Origin of the sequence: Streptomyces sp. NPDC058872 (genome assembly GCF_042743065.1) — a bacterium.
Taxonomy (GTDB): Bacteria; Actinomycetota; Actinomycetes; order Streptomycetales; family Streptomycetaceae; genus Streptomyces.
This window is the reverse complement of the sequence record NZ_JBHYMK010000025.1, coordinates 1-15,925: the sequence shown is the minus strand read 5'-3', so window position 1 is coordinate 15,925 and position 15,925 is coordinate 1. Positions and strand designations below refer to the sequence as shown.

The window sequence follows — 15,925 nt, the reverse complement described above, 5'->3', positions numbered from 1 at the left end:
CGGGGCGGCCCCGGAAAGAGGCAGGAGCCCCGCTCGTGCCGCGAGGCACGGAGCGGGGCTCCTTGGGTACTGCTCTAGTCGTGCACGATCGCCGACCCGGGCAACTTAGGCCGGGGTGACGTTCTCCGCCTGCGGGCCCTTCGGGCCCTGCGTGACGTCGAAGGTCACGAGCTGGTTCTCCTCGAGCGAACGGAAGCCGTTCGCGTTGATCGCGGAGTAGTGGACGAAGACATCCGGGCCGCCGCCGTCCTGGGCGATGAAGCCGAAGCCCTTTTCAGCGTTGAACCACTTGACGGTTCCGGTAGCCATAAGCCCTCCTTGGGCCAAAGGGTTGCCCTGCTCCAGAACCTGCAAACAAGTCTGAAAACTACAAAAGCCTGCGGGTCACATGCTCCGCAGGCTCTGTACTGCAAGGGAAACCAAACTGCAACTTGCGTTGAGCGTAGCACGCAGGATGCTCGCGGCGGTAGAGGGAAAGATCACTTCACCCGCACGTTTGATTCCGTTCCGTGCGCTGACGCGTCCGCCCCGCCGATGCCCGACCCGTGAGACGGGTCTAGCCTCGCGATGTGGACAAAGCAACCGACGAGCAGCAGCGCAGCCGGCCCCGCGTCGGGCACATCCAGTTCCTGAACTGCCTCCCCCTCTACTGGGGGCTGGCGAGGACCGGGACGCTCCTCGACCTCGAGCTCACCAAGGACACCCCGGAGAAGCTCAGCGAGCGACTCGTCCGGGGCGATCTCGACATCGGGCCCATCACCCTCGTCGAGTACCTCCGCAACGCCGGTGACCTGGTCGCCCTCCCGGACATCGCGGTCGGCTGCGACGGCCCCGTCATGTCCTGCGTGATCGTCTCCCAGCGCCCCCTGGAGGAGCTCGACGGCGCACGCGTGGCCCTCGGCTCCACCTCCCGCACCTCGGTGCGCCTCGCCCAGCTGCTCCTCGCCGAGCAGTACGGGGTGGCACCCGACTACTACACCTGCCCCCCTGACCTGGGCCTGATGATGCAGGAGGCGGAGGCCGCCGTCCTGATCGGCGACGCCGCGCTCCGGGCCTCCCTGCACGACGCCCCCCGGCTGGGCCTGCAGGTCCACGACCTGGGGCTGATGTGGAAGGAATGGACGGGCCTGCCGTTCGTCTTCGCCGTGTGGGCGGCGCGCAAGGACTACCTGGAGCGCGAGCCGGAAACCGTGCACGAGGTGCACCGGGCGTTCCTGGCCTCCCGCGACCTCTCCCTCGAAGAGGTCGCCAAGGTCGCCGAACAGGCCGCCCGCTGGGAGACCTTCGACGCCGAACTCCTGGAGCGCTACTTCCGCACGCTCGACTTCCGTTTCGGCCCCGATCAGCTCGCGGGGGTAAGGGAGTTCGCCCGTCGCACCGGTCCCACGACCGGCTTCCCGGCGGACGTGGCGGTGGAACTCCTGCCGGCCGCGATCCGATAGTCCGACACCGCGGGGAAAGGTGCGCAAGAGGAAATGCAGCGGGGCGTTCCGGAGGCGCCTTTCCGGGCGCCCCGGTGAATGCGGGGCGCTCCCGAGGGGCACTATTCAGCCAACCTGCAATTCACCGGACATTCGCCGGTTGAACGCTTCCCGCTCACCCTCCCCGCGTACTCCCCGGCCCCGGGCCGGCACCCTGCGGAAGTCGCGAAGAGCGCTGGCGTACGCTGGGTCGGTCTGTCTTACACCCCTCCGAAAGGGACGCATCCGGTGACCGAGAAGGCCGAACTCACGTCTCTTGATGTCGCAGCCGTTCTCGACCGCGCCGCCGCGGGCGGACGGATCACCCCCGAGGAGGCGCTCGACCTCTACCGCTCGGCGCCCCTGCACGCGCTGGGCGCCGCCGCCGACGCGGTGCGCCGTCGCCGGTACGCGGGGACCGAGCACATCGCGACGTACATCATCGAGCGGAACATCAACTACACGAACGTCTGCGTGACGGCGTGCAAGTTCTGTGCGTTCTACGCCGCCCCGAAGGACACGAAGAAGGGCTGGACCCGGAGCCTCGACGACATCCTGCGCCGCTGCGCGGAGACCGTGGAGCTCGGCGGCACCCAGATCATGTTCCAGGGCGGCCACCACCCCGACTACGGCGTCGAGTACTACGAGGAGCACTTCGCCGCCATCAAGAAGGCCTTCCCGCAGCTGGTCATCCACTCCCTCGGCGCCTCCGAGGTCGAGCACATGGCCCGCATCTCCGGCGTCTCCGTCGAGGAGGCGATCACCCGCATCCACGCCGCCGGCCTCGACTCCTTCGCCGGCGCCGGTGCGGAGCTCCTCCCCGAGCGCCCCCGCAAGGCGATCGCGCCCCTGAAGGAGTCCGGCGAGCGCTGGCTGGAGATCATGGAGATCGCCCACAAGCTGGGCGTCGAGTCCACCTCCACCATGCTGATGGGCACCGGTGAGACCAACGCCGAGCGGATCGAGCACCTCCGCATGATTCGCGAGGTGCAGGACCGGACGGGTGGCTTCCGGGCCTTCATCCCGTACACCTACCAGCCCGAGAACAACCACCTCAAGGGCCGCACGCAGGCCACCCTCTTCGAGTACCTGCGCATGATCGCCATCGCCCGGCTCTTCCTGGACAACGTCGCCCACATCCAGGGCTCCTGGCTGACCACCGGCAAGGAGGTCGGCCAGCTGTCCCTGCACTACGGCGCCGACGACCTCGGCTCCATCATGTTGGAGGAGAACGTGGTCTCCTCCGCCGGCGCCAAGCACCGCTCCAACCGCATGGAGATCATCGACCTGATCCGCAAGGCGGGACGGGTCCCGGCACAGCGCGCGACCACCTACGAGCACCTGGTCGTCCACGAGGACCCGGCGAACGACCCGGTCGACGAGCGCGTCGCCTCGCACATCTCGTCCGTCGCGATCGAGGGCGGAACCGCCCACCCCGAGCTGAAGCTCCTCGACGCGAACTGACGACGCCGTGCTCACCCTCCACGTCGCCGAGGCCACTCCCGGCACCGCCGTCCTGATCGACGGCGCCGTCATCGCCGCCGTCGGGCCGTACGAGGAGCTGGCCGCCGCCCACCCCGGGGCACGGGTGCGCCGGTGGCCGGGCATCCTCACGGGCGGGCTGCTCAACCCGTTCGCCCCCGAGCTCCTCGAGGCCGCCTACCACCCGGATCCCCGGGAGGCCGCCGAGTTCGGCACGGAGCCGATCACCGGGGAGCGGGCGCGGGAGGTCTTCCGCACCGACCCCGCCCGCCGCGGCGCCTCCGCGCGGCGCGGCGTGCAGCGGCTCCTCGCGCACGGGACGGTCGCCGTCGCCGGCGAACTGCGCGAGCGGGCCGCCCTGGACGCCGTGCGCCGGGCCGGCCTCGCCGTCGGCCGCCGCCCGGACCGGCTCCCCGGCACCCCGGCCCTCTCCCCGGTGCCGCTGGTCCTGCTCCCCGGCCCGACGGTCGGGGGCCCCGCCCGCTTCGCCGTCTTCGACGTGCCCGACCGGGCGGCCCTGGTCCGCCTCGGCGCCCGCACCTGCGTCGCCACCGTCATCGGGGGCCGTCTGGTCTTCCGGGCCCGCTAGGGCGGGACCGGCGGCGGGCGTGCCAACGGGGGCACGCCCCACCCGCGCACACCCTCGATCAGGAGGCCCCGTACCCGTACTGCCCGAGGATCGGGTGCTCGTCCGCGTACCGCACGAGCTCCATGAAGCGGTCGTCGTCCGCCGCGCCCACCAGCTCGGTGGGGGACACGGGGGCCGCTGCGGTCGCTGCGGCGTCCGGCGTCACGGAGAGCAGCACGTCGCTCCCCCCGTGCCGGAAGGCCAGGGAGACCTCCAGTGCCCCGTGCGCGTTCGACGGCGCGAGCGTCACCCGGGCGGCGGTGCCGTCGGCCAGCTCCACGGGCCGGCAGCTCACCTGCTTCTCCGCTTCGTCGCGGCAGCGGTCGGGGTCCCCGTCGGCGGCCGGACGCACGGAGAACTGCACGGAGTACGGCAGGCCCCCGGGCTCCCCCCGGTAGAAGCGGACGTCGTTGTCGAGCGGGCGGATCGTGCCCACGGCGGCCGGCAGCACCTCGTCCAGCACGACGGCCGCCTGCTGCTGGAAGGCGTCGAGGCGCGCCCGCTGCTTCTCGGGGAGCCGGGCGTGGGGGAAGGTCTCCCCGGGCCTCGGTTCGACGTGGACGGGTTCCCGACCCGGTCCCGTGCTGGTCACGGTCGGCCCCACGGGCGCGGCAGGGAGGGTCGGCTCGCCGCCGCGCCAGGAGTTCAGCAGGGTCAGGCCCAGGGCGACGGCCGTGACCAGGCCGAAGACCCCGCCGGCCTTGGCGGCCCTCGCCCTGGCCCGGCGGCGACGGCCGAGGCGCACGGCGGTGGGGACGAGGTCGGGCAGCGGCGGCAGCGTGTCGGTCGCCTCGGCCATGGCTCCCCGCAGGGCGCGCTCCTCGGGCGAGTCCGCCGGTGCATCGGTGAGGTGCATGGTGGGGGTCAGCTCCCGACGGTGTAGACGTGGACGTCGCCCAGCTGGGCGCGCAGCCGGGCGAGGGAACGCGAGCACTGGCTCTTGACCGTGGACTCGCTGCAGCGCAGCAGGGAGGCCACGCTCTGGACGCTGAGGTCCTCCCAGTAGCGCAGGACGACGATGGCCCTGGCCCGGGGCGGGAGCTCGTCGAGCAGGGCCAGGAGCGTGACCCGGAGGTCGGAGGGCACGGCGTCCTGCGCCTCGGTCCGGGGCGCACTGCGGACCTGGGCGAGCAGGTCCCGCAGGGACCGTCGGCGTTCGGTGACGAAGGTCCGGATCAGCACGGTCTTCGCATAGGCGTCGAGGTTGTCCGCGGCGCTGGCCCTGTGCCAGTGCTGGAACAGCTTGGCGAGCGCGGTCTGGGTCAGGTCGCGGGCCGCCTCGACGTCCCCGCAGAGCAGGTAGGCGGTGCGGTAGAGCCTGCGCTGACCGACCGCCGCGTACTCCTCGAAGCCGGTGCTCCCGTGATCGCGGCGCGCGGACCACGACCGCTTCGACGGCTCCTCCGACATCTGCCCTCCCTTCTCGACCAGATCGTTCCGCGTGCCGGAGACGACCTCCGACCCAGTCCGAGCGCGTCCGCGGCGGAAAGGTTGAAAGGAAAGTGGGATTGGCCGGAGATTGCCGGTCCGATGGCTCAAACCCTTGCTATCTGGTTCCGGTGAACCCGGGTGACTTTGCGAAGGTGCAGGCGCAGGAAGGGCAAATGGTGGGGATGTGCATGCCGGTCATGGTCGCGAGCAGGCACAGTTGCAGACGGCTCAGCCCGCCCAGCTTGGCGCGCAGGTTGGTCACGTGGAACTTTGCGGTGCGGGGGGTGACGCGCAACTGCAGTGCCAGGTCCTCGGTCGACGGGCCGCCGCGCAGGGCGGTGAAGACCCGTTGCTCCATGGCCGTCAGGTGGTGGAGCGGCGTATGCACGAGTGGTGTTCCCCTCGCGCCTTCTCGTCGAATGACAGGGCTGTGATCAGCGCAGACGAGACAATGAAGTCGCATGAGTACCCCCAGCGTGCCGGCTTCGGCGTCGGAATCTAGCACGCGATCCGGTCGGTCCCGGGGGAGGGAATCGGCCAGCGCGGGGGCGTGCGGTGCGGGGGTGGCCGTGGCGTGGAGGGTGCTTCGTTCCGGGGGGTGGGTCGGCGGGACCCGTCGTGGCGACCGGCCTCGAACGGTCGGGGGCGGGGGTGGTCCTGCCGAGGCCGGGTAGGCGTCCCGGGGCGAACCGAAGATCACGAATGTATGCATATGTGAATGCATTTTGTTTGCTTTGGGAAAAGGGGGTGGCCTGCGGTCTCCGTCCGCGGGGACGGGCGCTGCGGCCCCCCGTCGGATTCCCTGGAGCAATCGCCTCCCCGGGGCGCCGGTCGGTCCGGTGTGCGCCGGTGGCATGGAGGGGCGCACGGGGTGGCGCCCCCGTGCCCGCCCGCCGGCCCCCGGAGCCTGCCCGGGGGGCGTCGCCCCACCTGCGCCAGGGCCGTCGCGCCGGTGCGCACGGGGCCGTGCGGCGGCGCGGGATCGGCGCGATTCAGGTGGTCGGTGCGGCCGGTCCGAGGGGATCGGAGGGGCTCGTCGAGCGGTGCCGCACGGTCGTCACCGGCGGCCGGCCGGCCGCACCGGGCGGCTCAGGACACCGGGGGACCGGCCAGGTACCTGCCGTTCGCGTCGTACGGCCAGGCGTTCGCCACGCAGCCGAGCAGCCCCTTGATCTGCTGCATCATGGCGGGCGCGGGTTGGTTCGGCCCGGGGCAGGTTTCATGGCCGCGGCCGATCTCGTGCCCCACCTCGTGGTTCACGATCAGGGCGCGGTACTCCTCGATCGGGCCGTCGAACTGCGGCGAACCGACCGTCCACAGCTTCAGGTTGACCACCACGGTGTGGTCGATCCTGCAGTTCACGTTCCCCTTGCTGCTGGGGGTGGTGACGTAGCAGAGCCGGTCGGTCGTGCCGGGAGTGGCGACCCGGATGACGAAGTCCACCGGTCCGGACGCGACCAGACGGAAGCCGTACCGCGGGTTCCTGGTCCATCCCCGGGGATGGCCGAGGATCGCGGAGACCGTTCGGGCGGCATCGTCCGGATCCAGCTCGATCCCGTCCTCCACCTCGACCCGGTAGGTGCGCACGGGCCCGCCGCCCTGGCGTTCGCCGTCGACCCGGGAGCGGGTGAAGGTGCCCGGGCCGGTCGGCGGCACGCGGATGCGGGTCGGAGGTGTGGTCACCGGGGGCGGGGTGCCCGTCGGGGGAGTCGTCGGGGAGGTCGGCTCCGGCGGCGGAGGCGTGCTGCGGTCCTCGCCCGGCCCGGGCCGCGAGGGCGTCGCCGCCCGGTCTTCGGCGGCCCGGGCCGGGCTCCCGTCCTCGTGGAGCAGTGCGGCCGTGCCGCCCGCACCGAGACCGAGCGCGGCGAGGGCGGCCACGAGCACGTTCCTCCGTCGTCGGCGCCGTCGTCTCGCGGCGGCGCGTGTCCTACGGGTGGCGCGGTGCGTCATGGGTCCGGTTCAGTCGAGGGCGTGCGGGGACGTGCCGGGCGTCGCCGGCGTGAGGAGGGGCACGGGGGAGTCCTTCGTCGGTGCGGCGGGGCTCGGGAGGTGGGAGGGCGGGGCTCTCAGGAGGTGAGTTCGGCGGCGAGCCGCAGTCGGGCTTCCAACTGCTCCTTCACGGCGGCCAGCGTTTCGGCGTTCTGCTCGATCAGCCGCTCCTGGTAGGCGATCTCGACGGTGGACCAGATGCCGACCAGGTTCGTCCGCTCCTTGCAGGTGACGTCCTGCTTGGCGGCGGTCACGGCCTTCGGGCTGTTGAGCGTCGTGTCGCCGAAGCCGAGGTCGTTCTGCGGGCTCACCGGATCCTCCGTCCGGTAGCCGCCCTCCGCCATGCAGGCGGACCAGGCCTCGATGGCCTTGCGGACCCGGCTGTCCTCGCGGGAGCGGCCGTAGGCGTCGAAGCCGAAGTTCTGCGGGACCATGATGTCCACGGAGTCCCTGGTCGGCGCGTAGAGCTTGAGGAAGCCCTCGCGGATGCAGCCGCCGGCGGGCACCTTCTTGCCGGCCACCGTGATCACGCCCTGGTCGGAGTCCTCCGCCTCCTCCTGGCTCATCGGCACCGGGACCGAGGGGTCGACCTGCTCCTCGCCGTTGAGCACGAGCTTTTCGTTGGGGCCCATGGCCTTCTCCGGAGGGCGTGGGGGCAGGGCGGCCACCTCCGGGTTGTCGTAGCCGTACCGGGTGGCCGTCGCGATGCTGCTCACCCCGTACTTCCGTGCGTTGTCGCCGCCGCCCAGGTGGTTGCTGCGGAGCGGGAACCGGTAGCCGTAGCGCTTCATGCACTGGTCGATCAGGACGTCCTGGGCCTCGCCGAGCGCCTTGCGCTGCTCTCCCGAAGGGAGGTACGCGTCGAGCGGGAACCGGATCGACGTGCTGTCCAGGAGCGCCGGGACGTCACCGATCGCCGGTTCCGGCCGGTCCGCTCCGGTCTGCCCGTCGGAGGAGGAGCACCCGGCGAGGGCGAGCGCGAGGGCGGTCGCGAGCGCGAGCGGGTGGGCGGTCGAGCGGACGCGGAACAGGGGCATGGTGGCTCCGTTGTGAATTCGGATAACATCCACGGCCACTGCTCCGCCCGGCGCGAACGGGCGGAGCAGTGACTCCTCGTCTGGCGCGTGCGGTGCTCAGGGGGCGAGCACCCTGCCGTCAGAACTGGATGTAGGAGGAGGAGATGGTGTTCTTGAAGGTGCTGCTCGCGTTGCCGCGGTAGCCGGCCGGGATGTAGCCGTCGCTGCCGCCGCCGCCCGAGTTGGTGTGCACGCTCCACTGGTAGCTGTCGAGGTTCAGGTAGGACTCGGTGTAGTCGTTCGTGGTGTGTCCGGCGCAGCTCTGCGAGCCCTTGAAGTAGTCGTCCGCGAAGTTCGTGTCGGAGACGTACAGGTCGAAGACCGAATTCTGCTGGTTCTGCAGGCAGAAGAGGCCGAACTCGCCGCTCGTCAGCCAGCCGTCCTTGCCGGCGGCGTTGGCGCTGCCGGTGGAGACGGCGACGGCCCCGAGGAGGAGGCCGGCGGTGGCGGCGACGCGGAGGAGCTTGTTCATGGGGTGCCTTTCGGTGTCGAGGAAGACGTACCGTCGGACGGGCTCCGGTGGATCGTCCGACCTGATCCGGTCCGGGCCGCCGTTCAGTGAACACGAGCAACTCGCCTTCTACTACTGTCCTTTGGGACAGTGGCCGCAGATCCGGCGATGGCCTACGGTGCTTGCGAGGCGCGGCGTCGGTCCGCGCCGGGCCCCGGTGCCGCTCTGCGCCGGGGGCTTCCTCGAAGGGGTTCTCCTGTGGTTCTTCGACGAGTCCGGACGGCGCTTTGCCCGGCTCTGCTGTCGATCGCCCTTTTCACGGTGGGTTGTTCGAACGGTACGACCGGTGCGGCGGGTCCTGCCCCGACCGGTACGACGGGATCGTCGTCCGCCTCCGCCCCGGCGGACGGGGCGTCGAGGAAGGGCGAGGCGGACCCGAAGCAAGCCGCGTACTTCTCCTGCCTCGCCGAACGGGGGCTGCCGATGACGGACTCCGACTCCGGCGTACCGGTGGTGGACACCGCCCGGGCGGACCCCGCCGAGGTGAAGGAGGCCGAGACGGCCTGCGCCGACGAACTGGCGATCCCCGAGGCGGGCGCGGAGGAACTGGCCGAGGCGCGGGAGCTCACGGCGTGCATGCGGCGCAACGGCATCGCCGAGTTCCCCGACCCGGACCCGAAGACCGGTGACCACGACCTGGAGTCGATCCGGCTGAAGGGTTCCCCGGAGGCGGTGGCCGCCATGAAGAAGTGCGGCTTGGAGGACCGCAGCAAGACCGACGGCAAGGTCGGCGGATGACCGAGCCGGAGAGCACCCACCTCCTCGAGCCCGCGGTCGCCCCCGCCCCCGCGTCCGGGCTCGCGCGCCGCCGCCGCTGGGTCGCGATCGTCGCGGTCGGCGCCGTGGTGCTGTCCGGCCTGGGCATCGGGGCGTCGCGGCTGGTCAAGTCACCGGCCCAAGCGGCGGCCGAGGCCGGACCGCCGCCCATGGACCTCCTGGTCGCCCGGGTGGAGAAGCGCGTGCTGCGGGACACCGTCATCGTGCGCGGCACGGCGACGGCGGCCCAGACGGTGCAGGTCGCTCCGGTCACGTCGGTCGAGGGCGGGGGGAGCCCCGTGGTCACCAAACTGCCGGTCGCGGTGGGGGACCGGGTGACGGCGGGGCGCGTGCTGCTGGAGGTCTCCGGGCGCCCGGTCTTCGTCCTGCCCGGCAGGCTCCCGGTGTACCGCGACCTCAAACCCGGGGCGACCGGAGAGGACGTCGAGCAGCTGCAGAAGGCCCTCGCACGGCGCGGCCACGGCACCGGACCGGACCCCTCGGGCACGTTCGGCGCCGGGACCAAGGCGGCGCTCACCGCCTTCTACTCCTCCATCGGCTACGACCCCCTGCCGGCCGTCGCCGACGGCGGCGCATCCGTCGCGGCGGCGGAGGACGCGGTCACCGCGGCGGAGCGCGCGCTGGAGGACGCGCGGGCGGCGCAGGACGCCGTCGACGCCGGCCCCGCCGCCGAAGGAGCGGGCACGGGCGGTGGCGCGGGCACGGGCGTCGGCACGGACGGCGGCAAGACCGCGACGGGCACCGGGGCCTCCGGCGCCGATGCCGCGCGCTCCGTGCAGCGGGCGCGCGAGGACCTCACCAAGGCCCGGACGGCCCTCGCCGGGGCGCGTGCGGTCACGGGCCCCATGCTGCCCGCCGGCGAAGTGGTCTTCCTGGAGGGCTTCCCCGCCCGGGTGGACTCGATCTCGGCGCACACCGGCTCGCTGGTCTCGGGCCCGGTCATGTCGCTCTCGGCCGGCGCCCTCGTCGTCCGCGCCCTGCTCCAGGAGCACCAGAAGGGCCTGGTCAGGGCCGGACAGAAGGTGGAGATCCGGTCGGAGGTGAGCGGCGTGACCGCCTCTGCGAAGGTGCAGTCGGTCGCCGACGCGATGTCCCAGCTGCAGGCCCCCGGCCAGTCCGACGCCACCGGAGGAGGACAGGGCGGACAGGGAGCCGGAGAGCGCGGCTACGCCATGACCGTGCGGCCCGAACGCCCGCTCGATCCCGAACTGGCGGGACAGGACGTGCGGCTGACGATCGAGGCGGCGGCCACCGGAGGGGACGCGCTGGTCGTCCCGGTCAGCGCGGTCTCGGCCGGCGCGGACGGACGGACCACGGTCACCGTGGTCGAGGGCTCGACGCGGCGCCGGGTGGAGGTGCGGCCGGGCACCACCGGGGACGGCTTCGTCGAGATCAAGCCGGTCGGCTCCGGCCGCATCGAGGAGGGGGACAACGTCATCACCGGCATCAACCCCGGGATGTCGGGCGGCGTCGGGAAGGCCGGCACATGACGTCCCGACCCCCCACCGACCCGACCGGCCGGAGCCGCCCGACCGCTCCGCCGGCACCCGTGCCCGAGCCGCCCGTCATCGAGTTCCGGCAGGTCGGCCTGACCTATCCCGGACCGCCCCCCGTGCCGGCCCTCGCCCCGTGTGACCTCCGGATCGAACGCGGGGAGTTCGTCACCGTCGTCGGCCCCTCGGGATCGGGCAAGTCCACCTTCCTCAACATCGCCGGACTGCTCGACGCCCCGACGACCGGCACCTACCTGCTCGACGGCATCGACACGGGAACGCTCCGGGACGGTGACCGCACCGCGCTGCGGGGCCGCCGCATCGGCTTCGTGTTCCAGTCCTTCCACCTGTTGCCGCACCGCTCGGCCCTGGAGAACGTGACCCTGGCCATGGTCTACAACGGCTTCCGCCGTCGCGAGCGCACCGGACCCGCCCACGAGGCCCTCGAACGCGTCGGCCTCGGCCATCGCGTCCACGCCGCGCCCACCCGCCTCTCCGGCGGAGAACGCCAGCGGGTCGCCATCGCCAGGGCCCTGGTGGCCCGCCCCTCGCTGCTCCTCTGCGACGAGCCCACCGGAAACCTCGACTCCGCCAACGCCGACACCGTGCTGGAACTCCTGGACGAACTCCACCGCGACGGAATGACCGTGCTCGTCATCACCCACGACACGGACGTGGCACGCCGAGGGGGACGTACGGTCGCCATCCGCGACGGCCGACTGGACGAGCGGACGGCCGTCGCATGAGCCCCCGGCGTCCCGATCGCCCCCGGCGCTCCCTCGCCGACCGCTTCCGCGCCGGCCGTCGCGCCCGGGCCGGTACGACCGGGCGCCGGGCCCGTACGGTCGAACCGTCCCGCTTCGCCCCGCGCGACGCCCTGGCCGAATCGCTCGCGGGAGTCCTCCAACGCCCGGCCCGGTCCGCCCTCACCACCCTGGGCACGGTCCTGGGGGTCGGGACGTTCGTCGCCGTCCTCGGCCTGACCGCCACCACCTCCTCACAGATCGACGCGCGCTTCAACGTCCTCAGTGCCACCCAGGTCGAGATCGAGGACGTCGCCACCGAACGGAACGAGTTCGCGGGTCCGGGCTTCCCCGAGGACGCCGACGCGCGCGTCGAACGGCTCGGCGGCGTCCGGCACGCCGGCGTCTACTACAAGGTGCGCCTCGACGCCGCGGACGCCGTCCGGGCCGCGCCGGTCGGAGCGGCTGCCGGGGGCGAGGCCATCGACGTGGTCGCCGCGTCGCCCGGCGTCCTGAGCGCCGCCGTACCGACGCTCGTCCAAGGGCGGCTGTACGACGCCTACCACTCCCGCAGCAAGCAGCGGGTGGCCGTCCTCGGCGCGTCCACGGCGGCGCGGCTCGGCGTCACCACCCTCGAGACGCAGCCGGCCGTCTTCATCGGCGACGAGCCGTTCACCGTCGTCGGGATCATCGGCGACGTCGAGCGCAAGGCCGATCTGCTGCTGTCCGTGGTCGTGCCGCTGACCACGGCCGACGAGGTGTGGAGCGACGTCCCCGGACGCCCGGAAACCCACATGCTCATCGCCACCGACCTGGGGGCCGCGCAGCAGGTGGCCCTGCTCGCCCCGACGGCACTGCGCCCCGACCACCCCGAGTACCTCAAGGCGGTCGCACCGCCGGACCCGAAGAGCCTGCGCACGAACGTCACCTCCGACCTCAACCAGCTCTTCCTCGTCCTGGCCGGCATCTGTCTCGTCATCGGGGCCGTCGGCATCGCCAACACCACCCTCGTCGCCGTCCTGGAACGCACGGGGGAGATCGGCCTGCGCCGCGCGCTGGGTGCCCGGGGCCGGCACGTCACCGTGCAGTTCCTCGCCGAATCGGGGGTCCTGGGGGCGCTCGGCGGTCTGATCGGCACGTCACTGGGCACCCTGACCGTGGTGACGGTGGCGGTGGTGCGGGACTGGACGCCCGTGGTCCACCCGACGACGGTCGCCGCCGCCCCGGTGGTCGGGCTCGTCACCGGAGTCCTGGCCGGCCTCTATCCCGCCTGGCGCGCCGCGCGCATCGAACCCGCCGAGGCACTGCGCCGCTGAGCGGCCCGGAAGGCCGTGCACGACCCGTGGGCCGGCCGTCGGCAGCCGCCCGGGACCGGGCTGCTTGAATGGGGACGTGACCCGAGCATCCCTGGACAAGCAGCCGCACGAAGTCGCCTCGATGTTCGACGACGTGGCGGCCAACTACGACCTCACCAACGACGTGCTCTCGCTCGGTCAGGACCGCCGCTGGCGCAAGGAGGTCGCGAAGGCCGTCGACGCCCGCCCGGCGCAGAAGATCCTCGACCTGGCCGCCGGCACGGCCACCTCCTCACAGCCCTTCGCGCGGGCCGGGGCGTACGTCGTCCCCTGCGACTTCTCGCTCGGCATGCTCCAGGTCGGCAAGAAGCGCCACCCGTGGATGCCGTTCACCGCCGGCGACGGCACGAAGCTGCCCTTCCGCGACGACGCCTTCGACGCGGTCACCATCTCCTTCGGGCTGCGGAACATCCAGGACACCGAACGGGCCCTGCGCGAGATGTACCGGGTGACCAAGCCCGGCGGCCGGGTCGTCATCTCCGAGTTCTCGCACCCCACCTGGGCGCCGTTCCGCACGGTGTACGAGGAGTACCTGATGCGCGCGCTGCCGCCGGTGGCCCGTGCCGTGTCCTCCAACCCCGACGCCTACGTGTACCTCGCGGAGTCGATCCAGTCCTGGCCGGACCAGCCGACCCTGGCGGGCATGCTCCGGAAGGCCGGCTGGTCGAAGGTGGCCTACCGCAACCTGACGGGCGGCATCGTCGCCCTGCACCGCGGCTTCAAGGCGTAGCTCCCGCCCCGTTCCGCCGCCCATAGACTTCCCCCCGTCCTTCCCTCGACCCCTTCGGGAGATCCGCCGTGACCGAGCAGCCCCTCTCCGAGCACACCGCAGATGTGATCGTCGTCGGGGCAGGCCCGGCCGGCTCCACCACCGCGTACTACCTGGCGAAGGCCGGACTGGACGTCCTGCTCCTGGAGAAGACGGCCTTCCCCCGCGAGAAGGTCTGCGGCGACGGCCTCACCCCGCGCGCCACCAAGCAGCTGGTCTCCATGGGGATCGACATCTCCGAGGAGGCCGGCTGGCTGCGGAACAAGGGCCTGCGGATCATCGGCGGCGGCGTCCGGCTCGAACTCGACTGGCCGGAGCTCGCCTCCTACCCGGACTACGGACTCGTCCGCAAGCGCGACGACTTCGACGAGCAGCTCGCCCGCCAGGCGCAGAAGGCCGGCGCCCGGCTGTACGAGCGCTGCAACGTCGGCGCCCCGATCATCGACGACCGCACGGGTCGGATCACCGGCGTCCACGCGAAGCTGGGCGAGGAGAAGCGCGAGGTCACCTTCCACGCCCCGCTCGTGGTGGCCGCCGACGGCAACTCCACCCGCCTCTCCCTCGCCATGGGCCTGCACCGGCGCGAGGACCGCCCGATGGGCGTCGCCGTCCGCACGTACTTCACCACCCCGCGGCACGAGGACGACTACCTGGAGTCCTGGTTGGAGCTGTGGGACCGGCGCGGCCCGCAGGACCGGCTGCTCCCCGGCTACGGCTGGATCTTCGGCATGGGCGACGGCACCTCCAACGTCGGCCTGGGCATCCTCGACTCCTCCTCGGCCTTCCGCGAGCTGGACTGGCGCGAGGTCCTCAAGGCCTGGTGCGCCTCGATGCCGGAGGACTGGGGCTTCACCCCGGACAACATGACGACGTCGATCCGCGGTGCCGCCCTGCCGATGGCCTTCAACCGCCAGCCGCACTACACCAGGGGCCTGCTGCTCGTCGGCGACGCCGGCGGCCTGGTCAACCCGTTCAACGGCGAGGGCATCGCCTACGCCATGGAGTCGGGCCAGATCGCGGCCGACGTCATCGTCCAGGCGCACGCACGCGCGACCCCGGCGCAGCGGGAGCTGGCCCTGCGGAACTACCCGCAGGTCCTGAAGGACACCTACGGCGGCTACTACACGCTGGGCCGTGCGTTCGTGAAGCTCATCGGCAACCCGAAGATCATGAAGATCGCGACCCAGCGCGGCCTCACCCACCCGCTCCTGATGAAGTTCACCCTGAAGATGTTGGCGAACCTCACGGACCCGACGGGCGGCGACGCCATGGACCGCATCATCAACGGCCTGTCGAAGGTGGCCCCGAAGGCCTGAGCCCGGACCGGGCCGGGTCACGGGTGCCCCGCGGCGGTGGAGTCGCCGTGGGGCACCCGTAACATCGCGGGCATCACCGTCTCGGCGAGCAGGGCGAGCAGGTGGAGCTGGAGCCGGGAGAGACCGCCGAGCTTCTCCCGCAGGTTCATCACGTGGAACTTGACGGTGCGCTCGGAGATGCCGAGCGCGAGCGCCATGTCGGCGTTCGACTCACCGCCGGGCATGGCGGCGAGCACCTCCCGTTCCCGCTCGGTGAGGGTGCCGAGGCGCCGACAGGCGTCGATCACCGGGTTCACTCGGCACGCCGCCCCCTCCCTGGCGGCCTCGAACTCTCGTTCCGGTGCGCAGAGCCGACAACGTCGGAGCATGCTTGTCTCCCCCCCCCAGGACAGCAAGACGCTAGGCCCAAACGGCGCGAACAGGGCAGGAATTCCCGGGGAAATCCCGGTCGGCCCCCGGGACTGGCAGAAAAGCACCGTGGGAGAACGGGCGCACTCCACGGGCGGCGCCCGCCGTGCCCGCCCGTGCCGATGCCCCCGGTGTCATGGACCGCGGACTGAGCTGGGGAGGAGCGGGCACGGGCGGAGTGGTGCTCGGTGCCGGAAGTCCGCTCGGACGGGTGGCCGGCACCTCCCGGGGGTTGGCTGGTCCGTGCCGGTCGGGTCCGGGCCGTCGAGACCGGTGGGGGGAGGGGGGAGGCCCCGGCCCCCACGCGGATCGCTCCGGTCGGGCGCGGTTGCTCTCTCGGCGCCGGCCGTGCGCCTGCCGTGGGGGGGGGGGGGCCCCCCCCCCCCCCCCCCCCCCCCCCCCCCCCCCCCCCGGGGGGGGGGGGGGGGGGGGGGGGGCCCCCCGGGGGGGGGCCCCACCCCAGCCCGGCGCGCCCCCCCCCGGGGCG

The 15,925-nt window shown here is 72.4% G+C and carries 17 protein-coding genes; 9 read left to right on the top strand and 8 right to left on the bottom strand.

From position 1 onward, the window contains the following. Positions 1–105: 105 nt before the first annotated feature. Positions 106–309, bottom strand: coding sequence for a cold-shock protein (locus tag ACFW22_RS17975; RefSeq protein WP_030208785.1), 204 nt, complete (start codon positions 307–309; stop codon positions 106–108). A 260-nt stretch (positions 310–569) separates the two neighbouring features. Between ACFW22_RS17975 and ACFW22_RS17970 the strand changes: the two genes are divergently transcribed. The 3 genes from ACFW22_RS17970 (at position 570) to ACFW22_RS17960 (ending at position 3,531) form a co-directional block, all read left to right on the top strand. Then, a complete protein-coding gene (locus tag ACFW22_RS17970; RefSeq protein ID WP_386405052.1) occupies positions 570–1,442 on the top strand; it encodes a menaquinone biosynthetic enzyme MqnA/MqnD family protein in 873 nt (290 codons plus the stop codon). 267 nt (positions 1,443–1,709) lie between these two features. Continuing rightward, complete coding sequence (gene mqnC / locus ACFW22_RS17965; protein WP_386405049.1) at positions 1,710–2,924, top strand: cyclic dehypoxanthinyl futalosine synthase; 1,215 nt, start codon at positions 1,710–1,712, stop codon at positions 2,922–2,924. 7 nt (positions 2,925–2,931) lie between these two features. Then, positions 2,932–3,531 (top strand): hypothetical protein, encoded by a 600-nt coding sequence (locus ACFW22_RS17960; RefSeq protein ID WP_386405046.1) that lies wholly within the window; start codon positions 2,932–2,934, stop codon positions 3,529–3,531. A gap of 58 nt (positions 3,532–3,589) precedes the next feature. On the opposite strand, the gene ACFW22_RS17955 is transcribed toward ACFW22_RS17960, so the two are convergent. From ACFW22_RS17955 to ACFW22_RS17930, 6 genes are all read right to left on the bottom strand, one after another. Continuing rightward, a complete protein-coding gene (locus ACFW22_RS17955) occupies positions 3,590–4,426 on the bottom strand; it encodes a hypothetical protein (RefSeq protein ID WP_386405043.1) in 837 nt (278 codons plus the stop codon). Positions 4,427–4,434: 8 nt separating this feature from the next. Next, on the bottom strand, positions 4,435–4,980 hold the full coding sequence (locus tag ACFW22_RS17950; protein ID WP_386405040.1) for a SigE family RNA polymerase sigma factor: 546 nt from the start codon (positions 4,978–4,980) through the stop codon (positions 4,435–4,437). 136 nt (positions 4,981–5,116) lie between these two features. Further along, entirely contained in the window at positions 5,117–5,389 is a 273-nt protein-coding gene (locus ACFW22_RS17945) for a helix-turn-helix transcriptional regulator (RefSeq protein ID WP_386405037.1), read from the bottom strand. A gap of 701 nt (positions 5,390–6,090) precedes the next feature. Then, positions 6,091–6,879, bottom strand: a complete 789-nt coding sequence (locus ACFW22_RS17940) for a DUF3152 domain-containing protein (protein ID WP_386405034.1) — start codon at positions 6,877–6,879, stop codon at positions 6,091–6,093. Between the two features lie 188 nt (positions 6,880–7,067). Further along, positions 7,068–8,027 (bottom strand): hypothetical protein, encoded by a 960-nt coding sequence (locus ACFW22_RS17935; protein ID WP_386405031.1) that lies wholly within the window; start codon positions 8,025–8,027, stop codon positions 7,068–7,070. A gap of 118 nt (positions 8,028–8,145) precedes the next feature. Continuing rightward, on the bottom strand, positions 8,146–8,538 hold the full coding sequence (locus tag ACFW22_RS17930; RefSeq protein WP_386405028.1) for a hypothetical protein: 393 nt from the start codon (positions 8,536–8,538) through the stop codon (positions 8,146–8,148). A 462-nt stretch (positions 8,539–9,000) separates the two neighbouring features. On the opposite strand from ACFW22_RS17930, the gene ACFW22_RS17925 reads away from it, so the two are divergent. The 6 genes from ACFW22_RS17925 (at position 9,001) to ACFW22_RS17900 (ending at position 15,030) form a co-directional block, all read left to right on the top strand. After that, positions 9,001–9,315 carry a hypothetical protein gene (locus ACFW22_RS17925; RefSeq protein ID WP_386405025.1) on the top strand — a complete coding sequence of 105 codons (315 nt, stop codon included), beginning with the start codon at positions 9,001–9,003 and terminating at the stop codon, positions 9,313–9,315. Next, positions 9,312–10,844 carry a peptidoglycan-binding protein gene (locus ACFW22_RS17920; RefSeq protein WP_386405022.1) on the top strand — a complete coding sequence of 511 codons (1,533 nt, stop codon included), beginning with the start codon at positions 9,312–9,314 and terminating at the stop codon, positions 10,842–10,844. Before ACFW22_RS17925 ends, ACFW22_RS17920 begins: the two co-directional genes overlap by 4 nt. After that, positions 10,841–11,593, top strand: coding sequence for an ABC transporter ATP-binding protein (locus ACFW22_RS17915; protein WP_386405019.1), 753 nt, complete (start codon positions 10,841–10,843; stop codon positions 11,591–11,593). Before ACFW22_RS17920 ends, ACFW22_RS17915 begins: the two co-directional genes overlap by 4 nt. Further along, a complete protein-coding gene (locus tag ACFW22_RS17910) occupies positions 11,590–12,906 on the top strand; it encodes an ABC transporter permease (protein WP_386405015.1) in 1,317 nt (438 codons plus the stop codon). Before ACFW22_RS17915 ends, ACFW22_RS17910 begins: the two co-directional genes overlap by 4 nt. Positions 12,907–12,982: 76 nt before the next feature. Beyond that, on the top strand, positions 12,983–13,675 hold the full coding sequence (locus ACFW22_RS17905; RefSeq protein WP_386405012.1) for a demethylmenaquinone methyltransferase: 693 nt from the start codon (positions 12,983–12,985) through the stop codon (positions 13,673–13,675). A gap of 68 nt (positions 13,676–13,743) precedes the next feature. Further along, on the top strand, positions 13,744–15,030 hold the full coding sequence (locus ACFW22_RS17900) for a geranylgeranyl reductase family protein (protein ID WP_386405009.1): 1,287 nt from the start codon (positions 13,744–13,746) through the stop codon (positions 15,028–15,030). Between the two features lie 17 nt (positions 15,031–15,047). On the opposite strand, the gene ACFW22_RS17895 is transcribed toward ACFW22_RS17900, so the two are convergent. Continuing rightward, a complete protein-coding gene (locus ACFW22_RS17895; protein WP_386405006.1) occupies positions 15,048–15,326 on the bottom strand; it encodes a response regulator transcription factor in 279 nt (92 codons plus the stop codon). Between the last annotated feature and the right edge of the window lie 599 nt (positions 15,327–15,925).